Annotated in this window: 18 protein-coding genes and 1 pseudogene; 7 read left to right on the top strand and 12 right to left on the bottom strand. The window is 47.1% G+C overall.

The genetic code is table 11. The features are described 5' to 3' along the window. Positions 1–21 precede the first annotated feature (21 nt). From ACQ31U_RS12115 to ACQ31U_RS12125, 3 genes are read left to right on the top strand one after another with little or no spacing between them, the layout of a single operon-like run. The gene (locus tag ACQ31U_RS12115) at positions 22–651 is read left to right on the top strand and encodes an ABC transporter permease (protein ID WP_431052429.1); all 630 of its coding nucleotides are present in this window, start codon (positions 22–24) and stop codon (positions 649–651) included. Then, the gene (locus ACQ31U_RS12120) at positions 644–1,522 is read left to right on the top strand and encodes a glycine betaine ABC transporter substrate-binding protein (RefSeq protein ID WP_431052431.1); all 879 of its coding nucleotides are present in this window, start codon (positions 644–646) and stop codon (positions 1,520–1,522) included. Before ACQ31U_RS12115 ends, ACQ31U_RS12120 begins: the two co-directional genes overlap by 8 nt. Beyond that, the gene (locus ACQ31U_RS12125) at positions 1,519–2,235 is read left to right on the top strand and encodes an ATP-binding cassette domain-containing protein (protein WP_431052433.1); all 717 of its coding nucleotides are present in this window, start codon (positions 1,519–1,521) and stop codon (positions 2,233–2,235) included. The genes ACQ31U_RS12120 and ACQ31U_RS12125 overlap by 4 nt, the downstream gene beginning before the upstream one ends. A 750-nt stretch (positions 2,236–2,985) precedes the next feature. Here ACQ31U_RS12125 and ACQ31U_RS12130 read toward each other — a convergent pair. Then, on the bottom strand, positions 2,986–3,714 hold the full coding sequence (locus tag ACQ31U_RS12130) for a hypothetical protein (protein ID WP_431052435.1): 729 nt from the start codon (positions 3,712–3,714) through the stop codon (positions 2,986–2,988). 232 nt (positions 3,715–3,946) lie between these two features. Between ACQ31U_RS12130 and ACQ31U_RS12135 the strand changes: the two are divergent. Beyond that, positions 3,947–4,138, top strand: a pseudogene (locus ACQ31U_RS12135) (helix-turn-helix domain-containing protein); the annotation flags it as partial. Between the two features lie 128 nt (positions 4,139–4,266). On the opposite strand, the gene ACQ31U_RS12140 reads toward ACQ31U_RS12135, so the two are convergent. The 3 genes from ACQ31U_RS12140 to ACQ31U_RS12150 form a co-directional block, all read right to left on the bottom strand. Then, positions 4,267–4,545, bottom strand: coding sequence for a LysR substrate-binding domain-containing protein (locus ACQ31U_RS12140; protein WP_431054341.1), 279 nt, complete (start codon positions 4,543–4,545; stop codon positions 4,267–4,269). Positions 4,546–4,795: 250 nt separating this feature from the next. Continuing rightward, positions 4,796–4,954, bottom strand: a complete 159-nt coding sequence (locus tag ACQ31U_RS12145) for a DUF1328 domain-containing protein (RefSeq protein WP_431052437.1) — start codon at positions 4,952–4,954, stop codon at positions 4,796–4,798. Between the two features lie 129 nt (positions 4,955–5,083). After that, complete coding sequence (locus tag ACQ31U_RS12150) at positions 5,084–6,700, bottom strand: DUF2813 domain-containing protein (protein WP_431052439.1); 1,617 nt, start codon at positions 6,698–6,700, stop codon at positions 5,084–5,086. 123 nt (positions 6,701–6,823) lie between these two features. Here ACQ31U_RS12150 and ACQ31U_RS12155 point away from each other — a divergent pair, with 123 nt between their 5' ends. Beyond that, positions 6,824–7,732, top strand: a complete 909-nt coding sequence (locus tag ACQ31U_RS12155; RefSeq protein WP_431052441.1) for a lysine exporter LysO family protein — start codon at positions 6,824–6,826, stop codon at positions 7,730–7,732. Between the two features lie 61 nt (positions 7,733–7,793). On the opposite strand, the gene ACQ31U_RS12160 is transcribed toward ACQ31U_RS12155, so the two are convergent. The 8 genes from ACQ31U_RS12160 to mdh form a co-directional block, all read right to left on the bottom strand. After that, entirely contained in the window at positions 7,794–8,099 is a 306-nt protein-coding gene (locus ACQ31U_RS12160; protein ID WP_431052443.1) for a type II toxin-antitoxin system RelE/ParE family toxin, read from the bottom strand. Continuing rightward, positions 8,087–8,599: a type II toxin-antitoxin system prevent-host-death family antitoxin gene (locus ACQ31U_RS12165; RefSeq protein ID WP_431052445.1), complete on the bottom strand. Its 513-nt coding sequence runs from the start codon at positions 8,597–8,599 to the stop codon at positions 8,087–8,089. Before ACQ31U_RS12165 ends, ACQ31U_RS12160 begins: the two co-directional genes overlap by 13 nt. Positions 8,600–8,678: 79 nt before the next feature. Next, positions 8,679–8,942, bottom strand: a complete 264-nt coding sequence (locus ACQ31U_RS12170) for a chaperone modulator CbpM (RefSeq protein WP_431052447.1) — start codon at positions 8,940–8,942, stop codon at positions 8,679–8,681. Between the two features lie 16 nt (positions 8,943–8,958). After that, complete coding sequence (locus ACQ31U_RS12175; protein ID WP_431052449.1) at positions 8,959–9,930, bottom strand: DnaJ C-terminal domain-containing protein; 972 nt, start codon at positions 9,928–9,930, stop codon at positions 8,959–8,961. Positions 9,931–10,223: 293 nt separating this feature from the next. Further along, a complete protein-coding gene (locus ACQ31U_RS12180; RefSeq protein WP_431052451.1) occupies positions 10,224–10,553 on the bottom strand; it encodes a hypothetical protein in 330 nt (109 codons plus the stop codon). 290 nt (positions 10,554–10,843) lie between these two features. Further along, on the bottom strand, positions 10,844–11,203 hold the full coding sequence (locus ACQ31U_RS12185; RefSeq protein ID WP_431052453.1) for a hypothetical protein: 360 nt from the start codon (positions 11,201–11,203) through the stop codon (positions 10,844–10,846). A 301-nt stretch (positions 11,204–11,504) separates the two neighbouring features. Further along, the gene (locus tag ACQ31U_RS12190) at positions 11,505–11,846 is read right to left on the bottom strand and encodes a GFA family protein (protein WP_431052455.1); all 342 of its coding nucleotides are present in this window, start codon (positions 11,844–11,846) and stop codon (positions 11,505–11,507) included. Between the two features lie 146 nt (positions 11,847–11,992). After that, positions 11,993–12,928: a malate dehydrogenase gene (gene mdh, locus ACQ31U_RS12195; RefSeq protein WP_431052457.1), complete on the bottom strand. Its 936-nt coding sequence runs from the start codon at positions 12,926–12,928 to the stop codon at positions 11,993–11,995. Between the two features lie 224 nt (positions 12,929–13,152). Here mdh and argR point away from each other — a divergent pair, with 224 nt between their 5' ends. Both argR and ACQ31U_RS12205 read left to right on the top strand, forming a co-directional pair. Next, a complete protein-coding gene (gene argR, locus ACQ31U_RS12200) occupies positions 13,153–13,617 on the top strand; it encodes a transcriptional regulator ArgR (protein ID WP_431054342.1) in 465 nt (154 codons plus the stop codon). 33 nt (positions 13,618–13,650) lie between these two features. Next, entirely contained in the window at positions 13,651–14,550 is a 900-nt protein-coding gene (locus ACQ31U_RS12205; protein ID WP_431054343.1) for a TIGR01777 family oxidoreductase, read from the top strand. Positions 14,551–14,562: the final 12 nt, after the last annotated feature.

A 14,562-nucleotide genomic window follows, 5' to 3' on the forward strand; every position in this document is an offset into this window, starting at 1 on the left:
AATAAAGCACAGGACAGCATAATGCTCACAATTTTATGGGAACGGCGCGAGTTTTTTTGCCAGCTTACCCTTGAACATTTGGCGATTTCCGCGGTGGCGATATTCGGTTCTGCACTGATTGGAATCGTATTGGGGCTATGGATTACGGAAAAGCCGAAACTGGCGCCGTTTGTTCTGCACAGCAATAATATTATCTATACCATTCCGTCAATTTCGATGTTCGGTTTGTTACTACCGTTTAGCGGGATCGGCAACCTGACCGCGATAATCGCCTTAACCCTTTACGGCTTGCTGCCGATGATCGGCGCGACCAATACCGGCATTCGCCAAATCAATCCGGCGATTATCGAAGCGGCGGACGCGATGGGCAGTAGCCGTTGGCAGCTGTTATATAAAATCAAATTACCGCTGGCGTTGCCGTCGATTTTAACCGCCTTTCGCACCATGGTGGTGATGATTATTTCTTTAGCCGGCGTGGCTTCCTTTATCGGCGCAGGCGGCTTGGGCGTGGCGATTTATCGCGGGATCACCACCAACAATAGCGCACTTTCCGTCGGCGGCAGCCTATTAATTATGTTACTGGCATTTTCGGCGGACAGCTTGTGTGCTTGGTTAGCGAAAAAATCTCAATGGGAGAAAGCAAATGCTTAAAAAAATGTTATTACTGTGTACCGCACTTTTGGCACTTGCCGCCTGCAAGCCGGAACAAACCACGATCAAAATCGCCACCAAACCGATGGTGGAACAATTTATCATTGCGGAAATGCTGGCATTATTAATCGAGCAAGACAGCGAACTGAAAGTGGAGATCAAAAAAGGGATCGGCGGCGGCACGGCGAACATTCATCCGGCGCTGTTAAAAGGCGAGTTTGATTTATACCCTGAATATACCGGCACCGCCTGGTTGTACGTATTGAAAAAACAACCGCTAGCCGATGATGAAAAATTACTGGCGGAACTCAAAGCAGAGTATAAAAAGCTAGGTTTAACTTGGTTCGGCAACTACGGTTTTAATAATACTTTCGGTATTGCCGTGCGTGCCGATTTAGCCGATAAACGGCAGATCCGCACCTTTTCCGATTTAGCTAAACTCAGCGATCAACTGACATTCGGCGCGGAATATGATTTCTTCGAACGGGAAGACGGTTATCAAGGTTTACAAAATACGTATGCCATCAACTTTAAACAAACCCACGACTTAGATATCGGGTTAAAATATCAAGCGGCGCAGAGCGGTAAAGTGGATGTCATCAATGTGTTTACCACCGACGGACAGTTAGCCGACAGTGCCTTAGCCGTGCTGGAAGATGATAAACATTTTTATCCGAATTATTATGCCGGCACCGTGATCCGAACAGAAACATTAAGCCGCCATCCGCAGCTCGCCACCATTTTAGCGAAACTGGATAATCAAATTTCCAACGCCGACATGGCAAAGCTGAATGCCGAAGTCGAAATCGAACATAAAGATGAAAAAGCGGTGGCAAAAGCCTTTTTACAAGCCAAAGGGCTATTAAAATGATCCGACTGAGCAATGTGAGTAAAACCTTTGCCGACCGCACCGCACTTTGCCCATTAAGTTTGCAAATTGCGCAAGGTGATTTCATCACGATTATCGGACAATCCGGCAGCGGTAAAACCACGTTGTTAAAAATGCTGAACGGTTTAGTTCAACCGGATAGCGGCACGGTTACGCTTTACGGTGAAAATCTGGCAACGGCTGATCTGGTGCAATTGCGGCGCAAAATCGGTTATGTGGTGCAGGAAAACGGTTTATTTCCGCATTTGACCGTCGCTGAAAATATCGGCTATGTACTGAGTTTGCAAAAACGCCCCAAAGTAGCCATCGCCACACGTGTGGCGGAATTGCTGCCGTTAGTCAATCTTGATAATGAGTTAAAAGACCGTTATCCGCACCAACTCTCCGGCGGGCAAAAACAGCGTGTCGGCATCGCCCGCGCTTTGGCAGCGAAACCGGACATCATCTTAATGGACGAGCCGTTCAGTGCCTTAGATCCCGTCACCCGAAAGCTGCTGCAACAAGAGATTAAACAACTGTGGCAAACCCTCGGCACGACGATCGTGTTTGTAACCCATGATATTGAAGAAGCGCTCAATTTAGGCACAAAAGTATTAGTGTTACACCAAGGACAGGTTGAACAATTCGCCACGCCGCAACAAGTGAAAAATACGCCTGCGACACCGTTTGTACGGTTACTGATGAAAACGACATAGCCTCCGCTAAAAAACACTGCAACCCACCGACGGTTGGCACGGATCGCCTGCATTTCCCTGTATCGAATGCACCAACGTGCGCTGCACGGCTGTACTAAAACATTCTGGTCGGGCGGATTAACCGTTTCTTAAAACCGTCGTTGAAATTGCATTAATTTTCGCAAGCAAAGTGCGGTACAAAATCATTACCGCTTGCTGTATCGCGCCCCCGAAGAGGCCGGTATTTTGGATTATTGCCAAATTGGTTTTGAGCGCTGACGAAATCGCCACCCTTGAAAAATTGGCACTTGCCGCTAATGTGGATACACGCGGGGCATGGGAACAGGAAATGGTATAATCGATGAAAAGTATACTGAAAAAATAGCCATGTTAACCGCACTTTCTAGTCCATTATAAGCCTAAATGTCGCTGCTATGCCGATTTTCAATCTGTTTGAACTGGGCATTCAGTCGGGAAAAATTGAACAGACCGACAACATCGGGCGGCAAAAAGGTCGAACAAACATCGGAAACCCCGCGCTTTGAAGATTACCTGAAGTAATCGGCAGATATGTTGCAAGACAAACAATTTATCGCCATTACACCGAATTTGTTACGCAATAAAGGCGGCTTACAGTTTCTCAGGTGATTGTGACCAAAAGCAGTATCGCGGTGATAGCGCATAAACTGGAATTTACGGCGTCTAAAACCGCACTTTGCTTTCGCATTAGCAACCGCAAAATCGACACATCAGGGCGTTATGAGGGATGGGTCAAAACCCGAATTTCGGGTCGGCAATCATGAAAGCCGGTACGGCAATCACCGTGACAACGACATCCCCCACCAGCGTGAATGGCGTCAACACAATATTTCTCAACAGATTCGGCCCACTTTTAACCACCGTTTTATGCTCGACTGTCTGCAATTTCACCGGCACATACTGTTCAAACCGATAATTTTGCTTCACTTGCAACGGTTTATCATACAATTGTCCATTTTGCCAAAAGCAACGCTCATATGTCGTCAATGACGATTCTTGGCTTATCTGACGAAAGCGCAATGCCAGCAAAACTTTATTTTCTTGTGCAGCCTGTTTGCTGTTTTGGCTTGTTTCAAGAGGATATCTGAGACAAAAGCGGCTATTGAATTTTCCAACGGTATCTTCAATTGTCACCGGCAGTTCAGTCAGCCGCTCTCTGCCCTCGACAGAAAAAATCTGATAGCGGTGTTGCAGCTTTGCATTCAAAGCGGGCAGCAATCTTTCTGATGCGTGCGGCTCCACCACATACCAGTAGCGCTCGCCCATCATGACCAGGCTGCCTTGTTGCAATTGCCCGCTGTCGGTACGGACATGACCGAAAGCATGAACCTTGTCTTCGCCCAAACGGTGGTAAATATCTTGCGTACCTACCGCCGTGCCGCTGCCCCACATCGCGCTCGTACAACCGCCCACCGATAAAGCCGCAGACAGTAACAGCACCTGTTTTAAATATTTCTTCATCACGCTACCCTCCTTTCCGGATCAATACGCTGAAACACATACTAGCATAATTAACTGGTCAAACAATATTCAAATACGTGTTTGCCGCACTCGACATTGACTAATGACGCACTTTGAATTGAACCCGTGAAAAACAGTAAAGTGCGGTTAAAAGGTAAAAATCTACCACCCTTTCCTTTTTACGGTAATCTTATCGTTAATCTCAAAATAAGGGGAATGTATGCCCACGCAAATCAACGGTTCAATTTACGGTTATCTGACGGTTTTTCATGCAATTGTGACCAAAGGCAGCATTGCCGCGGCGGCGCGCAAACTGCAAATCGCTTCGCCCTCGGTCAGCCATTTGCTGAAATTGCCGGAACAACACATCGGCTTACCCTTATTTAACCGCACCACGCGTAAAATCGAGCTGACCGAAGCCGGTCTGATCAGCATATTATCGCAAATCACATTGACCTGCGGCGTGAGGACAATGTCGTTCTGCCCTGCTTTGCTGTAAGTATAAATACTGGCGATGTGCCGCCGGATTTTGAGAAGCTATCCAACGGTGTTTTAACAGATCATGCGGGGTTTTGTCGGCAATCCGGATTCCTCCAGATAACGCGGGCTGGCACAGGTAATCCGTTGAATATCCAGCAAATGGCGCGCAATTAGATTCGGATTTTGCAATGCCCCTAAACCGCCGCGAATCGCAATATCAATTTTATTTTCCAATAAATCCACAATCGAATCGGAAAACTGCAAGTCAATATTCATTTCCGGATTCTGTTTCAACAGCCGTTCCAATGCCCCGACAAACACGCTATCGGCAATTCCGGTCGGAGCGGAGATCCGTAACGTACCTAACTACCGTTTGGAATCGGATGTCAACTACACCACTACGAAACTGGATCAGTTGATTGACAATTTGGACAGTGCCTTGGAATCGGCACAACAAGGCCGCATTGATAGCGCAAAAGCAGTCGTTGCTGACCTAAATGTCAGATCATAAGTTACACTGCTGTATCCGCAAATAAACAAACGGCAATCGTTATCGGGCGATTGCCGTTTTGCTATGGATTAGTGCACAGAATGAGCCGCGCTAACGCCGGCGTCCGAATAGAAATGAAAGCACCGATAGGATTAAAAAAGCAAAGAACAACACTTTGGCAATGCCGACCGCACTTCCTGCAATACCACCAAATCCAAGTGCTGCGGCAATTAATGCGATCACAAAAAAGATAACGGAATAATGTAACATACTACTTCTCCCTTTAAGGTTTTTGGGTCGGATATGACACAATCAAAATAAAAGTGAATAAAACGAATAACTTGTGTCATGTCTATAGGTATAACATAAAAATTTGACCCAATGCAAATCTTTTACCGCTCAAACCCGCTCCTGATTTTTTGACAACTGCATAATTTTATAAAACATCTGTTTGAATAACGACGGAATCGAATTGGCGCCGCGCTTTGCCATTTCATCCGACAAGGCGATTGCCAAATCGGGCTTAGAGGCACGCTGGATCGCGCGTTGGATAATTTTACTCACCACCTTATTGCGCTGCGGCACATGGTTTGCCAAGCGATAAAAGACATTTTCAAAGCCCTCGCTATAAAAGAAATGCTCGATATCTTTCTTCGGCAAGGTTAATAAGCGGCTGTACACCGATTCGTTATCTTCAATCAGGCTTTTCACCGTGTCGGAATATTTCCAACCTGCCGCATCGCCGTCGGTCAACACAAACCATTCGATCCCCATTTTTTTGCAATATTTGATCAATGGGCGCAAGCCGCTTTGCGCAAATTCAATAATCCGAATGCCTTCCATTTCCAGATTGATATTCAGCAAATGCGCCAACTCGGTCAAAATCCAGACCTCGGTTTCCCCTTCCACCATCACCCAAATCCGCGAAAACAACGCCAAACTGCGGTTGTAATGCACATGAAAACTGAGGCGGCGCATATCTTCTTTGCCCAGATCGCGCCGTGCCAATTGATAAGCTTTGGTTTGCGTCTCATAGCGGACCAAGCGGCAGATATGTTCCAAGCGTACATATGCCAACAATTCGACCGAATTGCTGGTAGTGACCCTTTGTAGCGGCAAATGGCTTGCCAATTCCCAACCGATCGCCACCATGCGCGGATGTAAACGGGTTTCCAAGTCTTCAAACAGGATAATCGGACGGGTTTGTTTGCTGAATTTAATCCCCTTGCCGCGTTCAAACATCGAAGAAAGGTAATACAAAATCCGCTTTTTTAACCCGCCGTTTTCGTCTTCCAATAGACGCTGGCATAATGACTTGACTTGCCCCCACATTTTGGTGGTGTCGTGCATTTGCCGCTGCCACAACAAACGATCTTGGTTATCTAAAAAATAATATCGCAGCAACAACGCAACGGCGTGGATTTCCGCCTGCAAAATATCCCTCTCGCCCTCACATTCCCCTTTCACGCAAAACGGGCGGATCGTATGATAGTGCCGCTGCAAACGGGCGTCGCGAAAACGGAAAACCGGGTGGCGGGAGATAATCAGGGCAACCAATTTGCGCGCATTGCGCAGTTCAATCTGGTTGCCTTGTTCATCGAGAAAGGAGTATTCGGTGCTGACTTTGCCGTCGATCAGCTCGCCACTGACCCGCATATAAATCCGCGCATAGCCGTCTTCGTGGGCAGAAAACAGCGGACGGTAAAATTGGCATTCCTGCCGCCCTTGTTCGCCGTGAAAGCTTTCGCTGAAGGTAAACAACACCATGCAGCGGTGATTACGTTTGGGAATGGGATTGTCCGGCGAGAGTTCCTGATACTCTTCCAACGCAAGGTGGAAGTCATTCGGTTTAAATTGATAGAGGCGTTTTTCCGGATTGAGAATCAAACTGAGTACATCCAACAGGCTGGATTTCCCCCACGAGTTTTCCCCGATTAGCACCATATTGGAGCGCAGTTGCAACGATAAACGATTCAAACCTCTAAAACCAATCACATCAACTTGTTTTAAATACATATTGACCCCGTTTTTTAGTTTGCCTCACTCGGCTGACAACAGCTTACTAAAAAAAGCCCGCTATTAATATGTTTAATGTCATGTTTTTCGTTATAATCGCAGTTCGATTTCAATGAGGTAATTATGATTGGTGGATTATTAATTGTTTTAGCGCCGATGTTTTTCGGATATCTAATCAAAACCAACAACCGTGCGTGGCTGAATCGGATCAATAAAGCAGTTATGATGTTGTTATATCTGATTTTATTGATTATGGGGCTGTCGCTCGGACAAATGGACGATCTGGCGGCAACACTGCCGGTGATCGCCGTTTCCGCCCTCACTTTTATTGCGGCGATTATGGGGTTGAATATTTTATCCTTGGCAATTTACGACAAAATATCCCCGCGCCCGCTGCAACATCACAACGAAGAAATGCCGTCACGTTTGCGCCTAATGTTGGATTCGTTATTCATGTCCTCGATGGTATTGCTTGGTTTTATTATCGGTTTTCTCAGCAAAGGACATCTGGCGATTCCGCTTGATAGCAGCACTTATGTCCTGATCGCCTTGATTTTTCTGATCGGGATTCAATTGCGCAATAACGGCATTGCGCTGCGCGAAGTGCTGTTCAACAAACGCGGCATTTACACCGCGGTTATCGTCACCGTCAGCGCCTTGGCAGGCGGCGCGCTTGCCGCATTTATTTTAAACCTGCCGATATCGCAGGGTTTAGCCGTTGCTTCCGGGATTGGGTGGTATTCCCTTTCCAGTGTGATGATCAATGACGCATGGGGGCCGGTGTTCGGCAGTATCGCCTTTTTCAACGATCTGGCGCGCGAAATTCTCAGTCTGTTTTTAGTACCGTTTTTTATGCAGCAACACCGCTCTACCGCCGTCGGTATCACCGGCGCAACCGCACTTGACTGCACCCTGCCGGTGATCCAACGCTCCGGCGGCATGCAAGTTGTACCATTGGCAATCAGCTACGGCTTTATCATCAATATTCTGGTGCCGATTTTGTTAGTGTTTTTTATCAATTTACCGTTTTAAGATCGCAAAGTGCGGTTGCACCGAACCGCACTTTGTGCCTTTTACCCTATCGACGATGGTTCTACTGACTATGCGCCAACATAAACTTGCGCAGATCCCGCTCTTGCCGCATCACAAACAGAACATAAACTGTTTGTTGTGATCGTTTATAAAAAATCCGGCACGGCGGCACGATAATTTCGCGATAATTTAATCCGATCAATTCAGGCGGAACCCGACCAGAGTCTGGAAACAACGCCAAGCGCTCAACTTTTTGCATGACATTCTGTACCAGTTGTTGCGCCGCTGGCATATTTTCTAATGCGATATATTCGGCGATGTCATTCAGATCCGTTAACGCTGGATTTGTCCAAATTATTTCAGCCATTTCGACAGTTTATCCTTGGCTGCGGCATGATTAATGATCTCATGTTCAATAATTGCCCGTTCGCCACGTGCAATTCCTTCCAAAATCGCCAAGCGGTTTTGTATAAACTGGTAATCATCAACATCAATTAAATAAGCCGACGGCTTGCCGTGTTCAGTAATTAGCACCGGCTCTTTGGAGTGGTGAAGATCGGCTAAAATCCGCGTGGCTTGCCGCTTTAAGCTAGTCACTAATTCAACTTTCATCATTATGCTCCTAAACAAAAAGAGTGATACTATTGTATCACTTTTAATCGTAAATGGAAGCGACAAACCGCACTTTGCCAAATAGGTCGGGCTGGCAACCACGCACATTTGCAAATCCGGCGCCACCCGCACCGCAATCATATCTTTCGCCACATCATCGCCCAGGCGGATCCCGACATCAAAGCGTTTGGCAACAATATCGCTAAAACCGATATTGCTGCAAAATTCTAGCGAAACTTCCGGATTAAAGAGCAAAGTGCGGTTGCCGGACAGAAGGGTACGCCGAACAGGTTGCAGCTTATGTTTGCGAACAACATGATCGGCGGGTTATTTTTTAACCTTTGCGCAGACTTTCCAATTCGTCCAACAATTGCAGGATTAACGCCGTTGCCGGTACGCTGGCTTCAAAATCGCGGCTGATTCGGTGCGCGCGGCGCAGGCGGGCAAGCTGAAACCCGCTGAAACTGGCGGATTGCGGATTGCCGTCAATCGAGATGATCTCTTCCTCGATCACGCTTACCACCCACTCGGCGTTGCCGTCGCAGGCGCACACGATTTCCTCAAACGTTAGCTGAATATCTTGTTCTAGATTCATCATTCCCTCTATCCCTTACTTACTGATTATTTGCATAATGATCGGCTAACTGCTGCCAAGCGGCTTTATCGGCGTCACTGTCGCTGTGCGGCAAGGCGATATTCAGCAACAGATACAAATCGCCCGCCTCTTTCGCCGGAATCCCTTTGCCTTTCAAACGTAAACTTTGTCCGTTGCGGCTGTTGGCAGGAATATTGACACTGAATTTACCGGCAATGGTTTCGACATCCAATTTACCGCCGAGCGCCGCCGTCCACGGCATAATATCAATCCGTTGGTAAACATCTTTGCGGTTCTCGACATACAGTTCCGCCGATTGGTGGAAGCCGATTTTTAAATACAGATTGCCGTTGCCGCCGCCGTTAAAGCCCGGCAGCCCTTGTTCGCGCAAGCGAATCTGTTGTCCTTCCATAATGCCTTTCGGGATTTTGACGTGCAGCGTTTTGCGCGCATAGGTCATTTGCCCGTCTGCCGTCAGGGTCGGCATGTCCAAGCTCAAACTGCGTTCGCTGCCGTGATAAGCGGCGGCAATATCAATGCTCAATTCCGCATGTTGATCTTCGCCGGCTATCGGACCGGAATGAGAGGTTTGGCGCCGCCCTTGCCCGGCGCTGCCGAACGCGGAAAAAATATCATCAAAACGAAAATCGCCGCTGCCGAACGGTTGTCCGTCGCCGAAATGGCTGCCGTCAAACCCGTAATACTGATAACCGTGGCGTTGCGGATCAAAATCCTGACGATGAAAACCGCCGCCCGCCTGTTGCCCGGCAAACGGATTCGCCAACATCGCATCATATTCCGCCCGTTTGGTTTCGTCTTTCAGGGTTTCATAGGCGACGTTAATTTCGCTGGTTTTTTTATCGGCATCGGTTTCGGTGCTGATATCCGGGTGATATTTGCGCACCAATTTGCGATAGGCTTTTTTGATCTCGTTCAGGCTGGCGTCTTTGCTAACTCCTAGCACTTCATAATAATTTTTCGTATTTGCCATATTTCCTCTCGTTGCGTTTTTCCTTGATCACGTATGTTTAGAATACTCCCTTTTTTTCGCGTTGCAATGCTGAAATCGGATTGATGAATTCTTCTCATAAAATTATTGTCGTATTCGCCACGAATCCAAGGCACAGATTTTTGCTAGTTTATCCACTCTCTTTTATTGGAAAATTAAAAGCCACCGCTCGGATTAATCTCGGTAGCGATGGCTTTAAAAATGGTCTTTTTTAGCAATAATGGCTTTAAACAAGATATGTAATAGTGTGATTTTATATCAATTAGCTAACCGTTTTATTTGTTTAAACTATAACCGGACACTGTGCCATTGGCATTATAAAAATAAACGGTCAAATTTTTTCGCGACGAGGTTATATCTGTTGCTTTTTCAGCAGCTTCGAGTGAACCACCCACTCCCGGTATAGCTGAACTAATCGTGGAGCCAAATGTTCCCAGCATTCCTTGAAGCCCCATTTTCGTGCTATCATATTGGTAAAGTGGAGAAGCACCGCTACGGCTGGAAGTTGGAGAACCACATAATTTTTCCACCTCGGCTTTGGTGGTTTTGCCTGCGATGAGATTTTGTTTTAGGAAAGTGTCGTCAAAACAATTACCCCCTCCCATCGAGCCGGAACATCCACCGAGCACCACTGAGAGCCCAATTAGGTATAGAGCCTTAGGAAGATTTGTGAAGATTTGTGAAGATTTTGCATAAAATTATCCTCTTTTTAATGGTGTATGCAAGATAGATCTATACTATAAATAGCCGATTCAGAAAAGTAAAATTTTACAATTCATCGAAAAACTTCGAAAAATCGCTGCTAAACGGTGAAAGAATCCGCTATAAAAATAGCCGCCCTGCGAGGTGACACAAGAGGCGGCGAATAACAGATATGATTTGTCTGTAAAATGATTTAGTTTGAATCACTGGACAGGGTGTAGGAAGAAACGGTTCCTTTATGGAAGATCACCATTAGGTTTTTGCGACTGGCGCCGGTGGCTGCAGCCGCACCGTCATAAACATCACTGGCTGAGACGACCTGCTGTAATCCCGGAATAGCGTCGACGACACGCCCAAAAAGCGGATTATTGCCCGGTCGGTTAGAATGTGAATAAACGTAGGTGCTAGGGCCGTTGGAACCTTGTGAAGCCCTTTTCGGCGAACCGCATAACCGTTCAACTTGTGCCGGCGTGGTTTTCCCTTTGATCAGATTTTTTTGCAAGAAGGCTTGATCAAAGCAGTTACCGGCAGAAGCGGAACAACCACCAAGCACCACCGCGAGCCCGATTAGGCATAGGCTTCTAGGAAGATTTGTGAAGATTTGTGAAGATTTGTGAAGATTTGTGAAGATTTGTGAAGATTTTGCATAAAATTATCCTCTTTTTAATGGTGTATGCAAGATAGATCTATACTATAAATAGCCGGTTCAGAAAAGTAAAATTTTACAATTCGGCGAAAAACCCATTAACGCCGCAAAACAATTTCATTTCTGGAAATAATAAAATACGAAATTTACAGCAGTGGTTGATCCGTTATGTGCCTGACGGGCTTCGCCGAATTTCAACGGCGAGGTATTAATTACTCCCAAATTTTTCCAATACTTGCTGTGCTGTCAACATCTGCGTTTTAGTGGCTAAATCACAATACTCTGCTTTCTTATCCGTAAAAATTTGCAAGCTTAATTTAAGATTTTCTTCATGCTGAAATAAACCAGCCGAAATTTCATACATTGATGAATCTAATAAATGATAATACAGATGTGTACCGCACTTTTGGCAAAATGCCCGCTCCGCCCACTCAGAAGAACGGTAGTGCATAATATTTTCAAATCCACTAATACGTGGCTTTTCATCGATCTCCAGCCCGAAAAAAGCACCGCCCGCCCATTGCCGGCACATTGCACAATGACAAGCCACTACATGATGATTGGTTTCAATTTGTCATTTAACCGCACCACACAGACATTCTCCCTGCATAAATCCTCCGCTTCGTCTTACAAATCACATGGCAAAAAGCCGCTAACAACTGTAGCGGCTTCTCTTAACGGCATAGCGAATCAAACTCAGTTATTTACGAATTTTTCGCCTAATTCGATATCCGCTTTCAAGGTCGGCAACATATCTTGGATTGCTTGTTGTTCAAACGCGCTCAAGCTGCCAATCGGCAGAATTTCTTCCACGCCGTTTTTGCCCAAACGTACCGGTTCGGCGAAGAAGCGCGCATATTTGCCGTCGCCTTCTACGTAACTGTATTCAACCGCACTTTCCCCGCTCAAGCCTTTTAACACCGAAACGCCGAAGCGCGCCGCAGCTTGCGCCATGGATAAGGTTGCCGATCCGCCGCCGGCTTTGGCTTCCACCACTTCGGTACCGGCGTTTTGAATGCGTTTGGTCAAGCCGGCGATTTCTTCATCGCTGAAGCTCGCCCCTTCCACTTGCGACAACAACGGCAGAATAGTGACGCCGGAGTGTCCGCCGATCACCGGCACTTTCACTTTATCCAAGGCAATGCCTTTCAATTCGGACACAAAGGTTTCGGAGCGGATCACGTCTAACGTAGTCACGCCGAACAATTTGTTTTTGTCGTACACCCCGGCTTTTTTCAGCACTTCCGCCGCAATCGCCACGGTGGTATTAACCGGATTGGTGATAATGCCGATACAGGCTTTCGGACAGGTTGCCGCCACTTTTTCGATCAGATTGCGGATAATGCCGGCGTTGATATTAAACAAATCGGAACGATCCATGCCCGGTTTTCTGGCGACACCGGCGGAAATCAACACCAAATCGGCGCCGACCAAGGCAGGGGTCGGATCTTCCCCGGCAAAGCCTTCGGCTTTGACTGCGGTCGGAATGTGGCTGATGTCTTTCGCCACGCCCGGCGTTACCGGCGCAATGTCATATAGGGAAAGTTCCGTGCCTGCCGGACATTGTAATTTCAGTAATAACGCCAAAGCCTGACCGATCCCGCCTGCTGCCCCTAAAACTGCTACTTTCATGCATAAACTCCTTGTTAATGTAATAAATTAAATGATTTATCTTTTATTAGTGTAAAAGGTTTAATCGGCTAATTCAAACGGATAAGTTCAATATTGAGAGCTTGAGCATATTTTTAAAAAATAGTGATTGCATATCGCAAATTTAGCAAAATATGATTGCTTTTTCGTTGAATAATATGCACTATCTATGCATATTTTTTGCATAGAGACACATATTCATGAATATGGCAACCAAAAACGATTCTTTAACCAATGCTTTCCGCAGCTTGCTGGCGGAAGAAAAATATGCCTCGCAAAGTGAAATCGTGACGGCATTGCAACAACTGGGCTTTAACCAAGTCAATCAATCCAAAATTTCGCGCATGTTGGCGAAATTCGGCGCGGTGCGGATCCGCAATTCCAAAATGCAGACGGTCTATTGCCTGCCGCCGGAACTCAGTTTGCCGAACACCAGCAGTCCGCTGAAAAATCTGGTGTTGGATATTGATTACAATGCGGCGGTGGTTGTGATTCGTACCAGCCCGGGCGGGGCGCAACTGATCGCGCGTTTGTTGGATTCGCTCGGCAAAAACGACGGCATTCTCGGCACGATTGCCGGCGATGATACGGTGTTTGTCACCCCGACCCGCGGAACCGAAATGACGCAGTTGATGTCTAATATTCAACATCTGTTCGAAACATCGCTGTAATATCCGCTCAAAACAGGCGCAACGGAGGCTATGATGAAAATCTTTATTACCGGTGGTACGGGGCTGGTCGGGCAACCGCTCACCCGCACTTTGCATGCGCAAGGTCATGAACTGACGTTATTAAGTCGCAATCCCGCACAGGCACGCGCCAAATTCCCCGATCTCGATCTGGAATTCGTGCCGACCTTAAACAGCTATTCCACCTTTGATCAATATGACGCGGTGATCAACCTTGCCGGCGAACCGATTTTCGACAATGCTTGGAGTGAGGCGCAGAAAAATCAGTTGGTGGACAGCCGTGTTGACATAACCGAACGTTTAGCCGAATTAATCAACGCCGGTAAAACACCGCCGCATAGCTTTATTTCCGGCTCTGCCGTCGGTTATTACGGCGATAACGGCGAAAGTGCGGTCAGCGAAGACAATCCGAAAGGCGATCAATTTCCGGCGCAACTCTGCGAGCAATGGGAACAAGCGGCGCTGCGGGCCAACAGCCGGACTTGCCTGCTGCGCACTGCCAATGTGCTGTCAAGCCAAGGCGGCGCGTTGGCAAGAATGCTGCCGCTGTATCAGTGCGGTTTGGGCGGCAAACTCGGTTCCGGCAAACAATATTGGGCTTGGATTCATCGCCAAGATATGGTGGCGGCAATTGAATTCCTGCTCAACCACCCGACTTGCCAGGGCGCATTTAACCTGTGCAGCCCGAATCCGGTGCGCAACCGCGAGTTTAACCGCACTTTAGCCGGCATTTTGCGCCGACCGCACTTTGCTTTCGTACCGGCGTTTATCCTCAGACTGGTTTTCGGCGAACGGGCGCAACTGCTGCTCGACAGCCAAAACATTCTGCCTTGCCGTTTGCTCAAATCCGGATTTGAATTCCGCTTTGAACATATTGATGACGCCTTGCGCGACTGTATTAAAAACAAGAATTAAATGCGGATTATT

Origin of the sequence: Testudinibacter sp. TW-1, from assembly GCF_050613185.1 — a bacterium.
In the GTDB taxonomy this organism is placed as follows: Bacteria; Pseudomonadota; Gammaproteobacteria; order Enterobacterales; family Pasteurellaceae; genus Chelonobacter.

What these genes read in the sequence shown, in the direction of transcription:
- argR (WP_431054342.1), top strand. Translation starts at nt 13,153, where the DNA reads ATGGCAACCAAAAACGATTCTTTAACCAATGCTTTCCGCAGCTTGCTG.
- ACQ31U_RS12145 (WP_431052437.1), bottom strand. Translation starts at nt 4,954, where the DNA reads ATGTTACATTATTCCGTTATCTTTTTTGTGATCGCATTAATTGCCGCA.
- ACQ31U_RS12180 (WP_431052451.1), bottom strand. Translation starts at nt 10,553, where the DNA reads ATGGGAGGGGGTAATTGTTTTGACGACACTTTCCTAAAACAAAATCTC.
- ACQ31U_RS12120 (WP_431052431.1), top strand. Translation starts at nt 644, where the DNA reads ATGCTTAAAAAAATGTTATTACTGTGTACCGCACTTTTGGCACTTGCC.
- ACQ31U_RS12115 (WP_431052429.1), top strand. Translation starts at nt 22, where the DNA reads ATGCTCACAATTTTATGGGAACGGCGCGAGTTTTTTTGCCAGCTTACC.
- ACQ31U_RS12205 (WP_431054343.1), top strand. Translation starts at nt 13,651, where the DNA reads ATGAAAATCTTTATTACCGGTGGTACGGGGCTGGTCGGGCAACCGCTC.
- ACQ31U_RS12155 (WP_431052441.1), top strand. Translation starts at nt 6,824, where the DNA reads ATGATTGGTGGATTATTAATTGTTTTAGCGCCGATGTTTTTCGGATAT.
- ACQ31U_RS12160 (WP_431052443.1), bottom strand. Translation starts at nt 8,099, where the DNA reads ATGGCTGAAATAATTTGGACAAATCCAGCGTTAACGGATCTGAATGAC.
- ACQ31U_RS12175 (WP_431052449.1), bottom strand. Translation starts at nt 9,930, where the DNA reads ATGGCAAATACGAAAAATTATTATGAAGTGCTAGGAGTTAGCAAAGAC.
- ACQ31U_RS12125 (WP_431052433.1), top strand. Translation starts at nt 1,519, where the DNA reads ATGATCCGACTGAGCAATGTGAGTAAAACCTTTGCCGACCGCACCGCA.
- mdh (WP_431052457.1), bottom strand. Translation starts at nt 12,928, where the DNA reads ATGAAAGTAGCAGTTTTAGGGGCAGCAGGCGGGATCGGTCAGGCTTTG.
- ACQ31U_RS12150 (WP_431052439.1), bottom strand. Translation starts at nt 6,700, where the DNA reads ATGTATTTAAAACAAGTTGATGTGATTGGTTTTAGAGGTTTGAATCGT.
- ACQ31U_RS12170 (WP_431052447.1), bottom strand. Translation starts at nt 8,942, where the DNA reads ATGATGAATCTAGAACAAGATATTCAGCTAACGTTTGAGGAAATCGTG.
- ACQ31U_RS12130 (WP_431052435.1), bottom strand. Translation starts at nt 3,714, where the DNA reads ATGAAGAAATATTTAAAACAGGTGCTGTTACTGTCTGCGGCTTTATCG.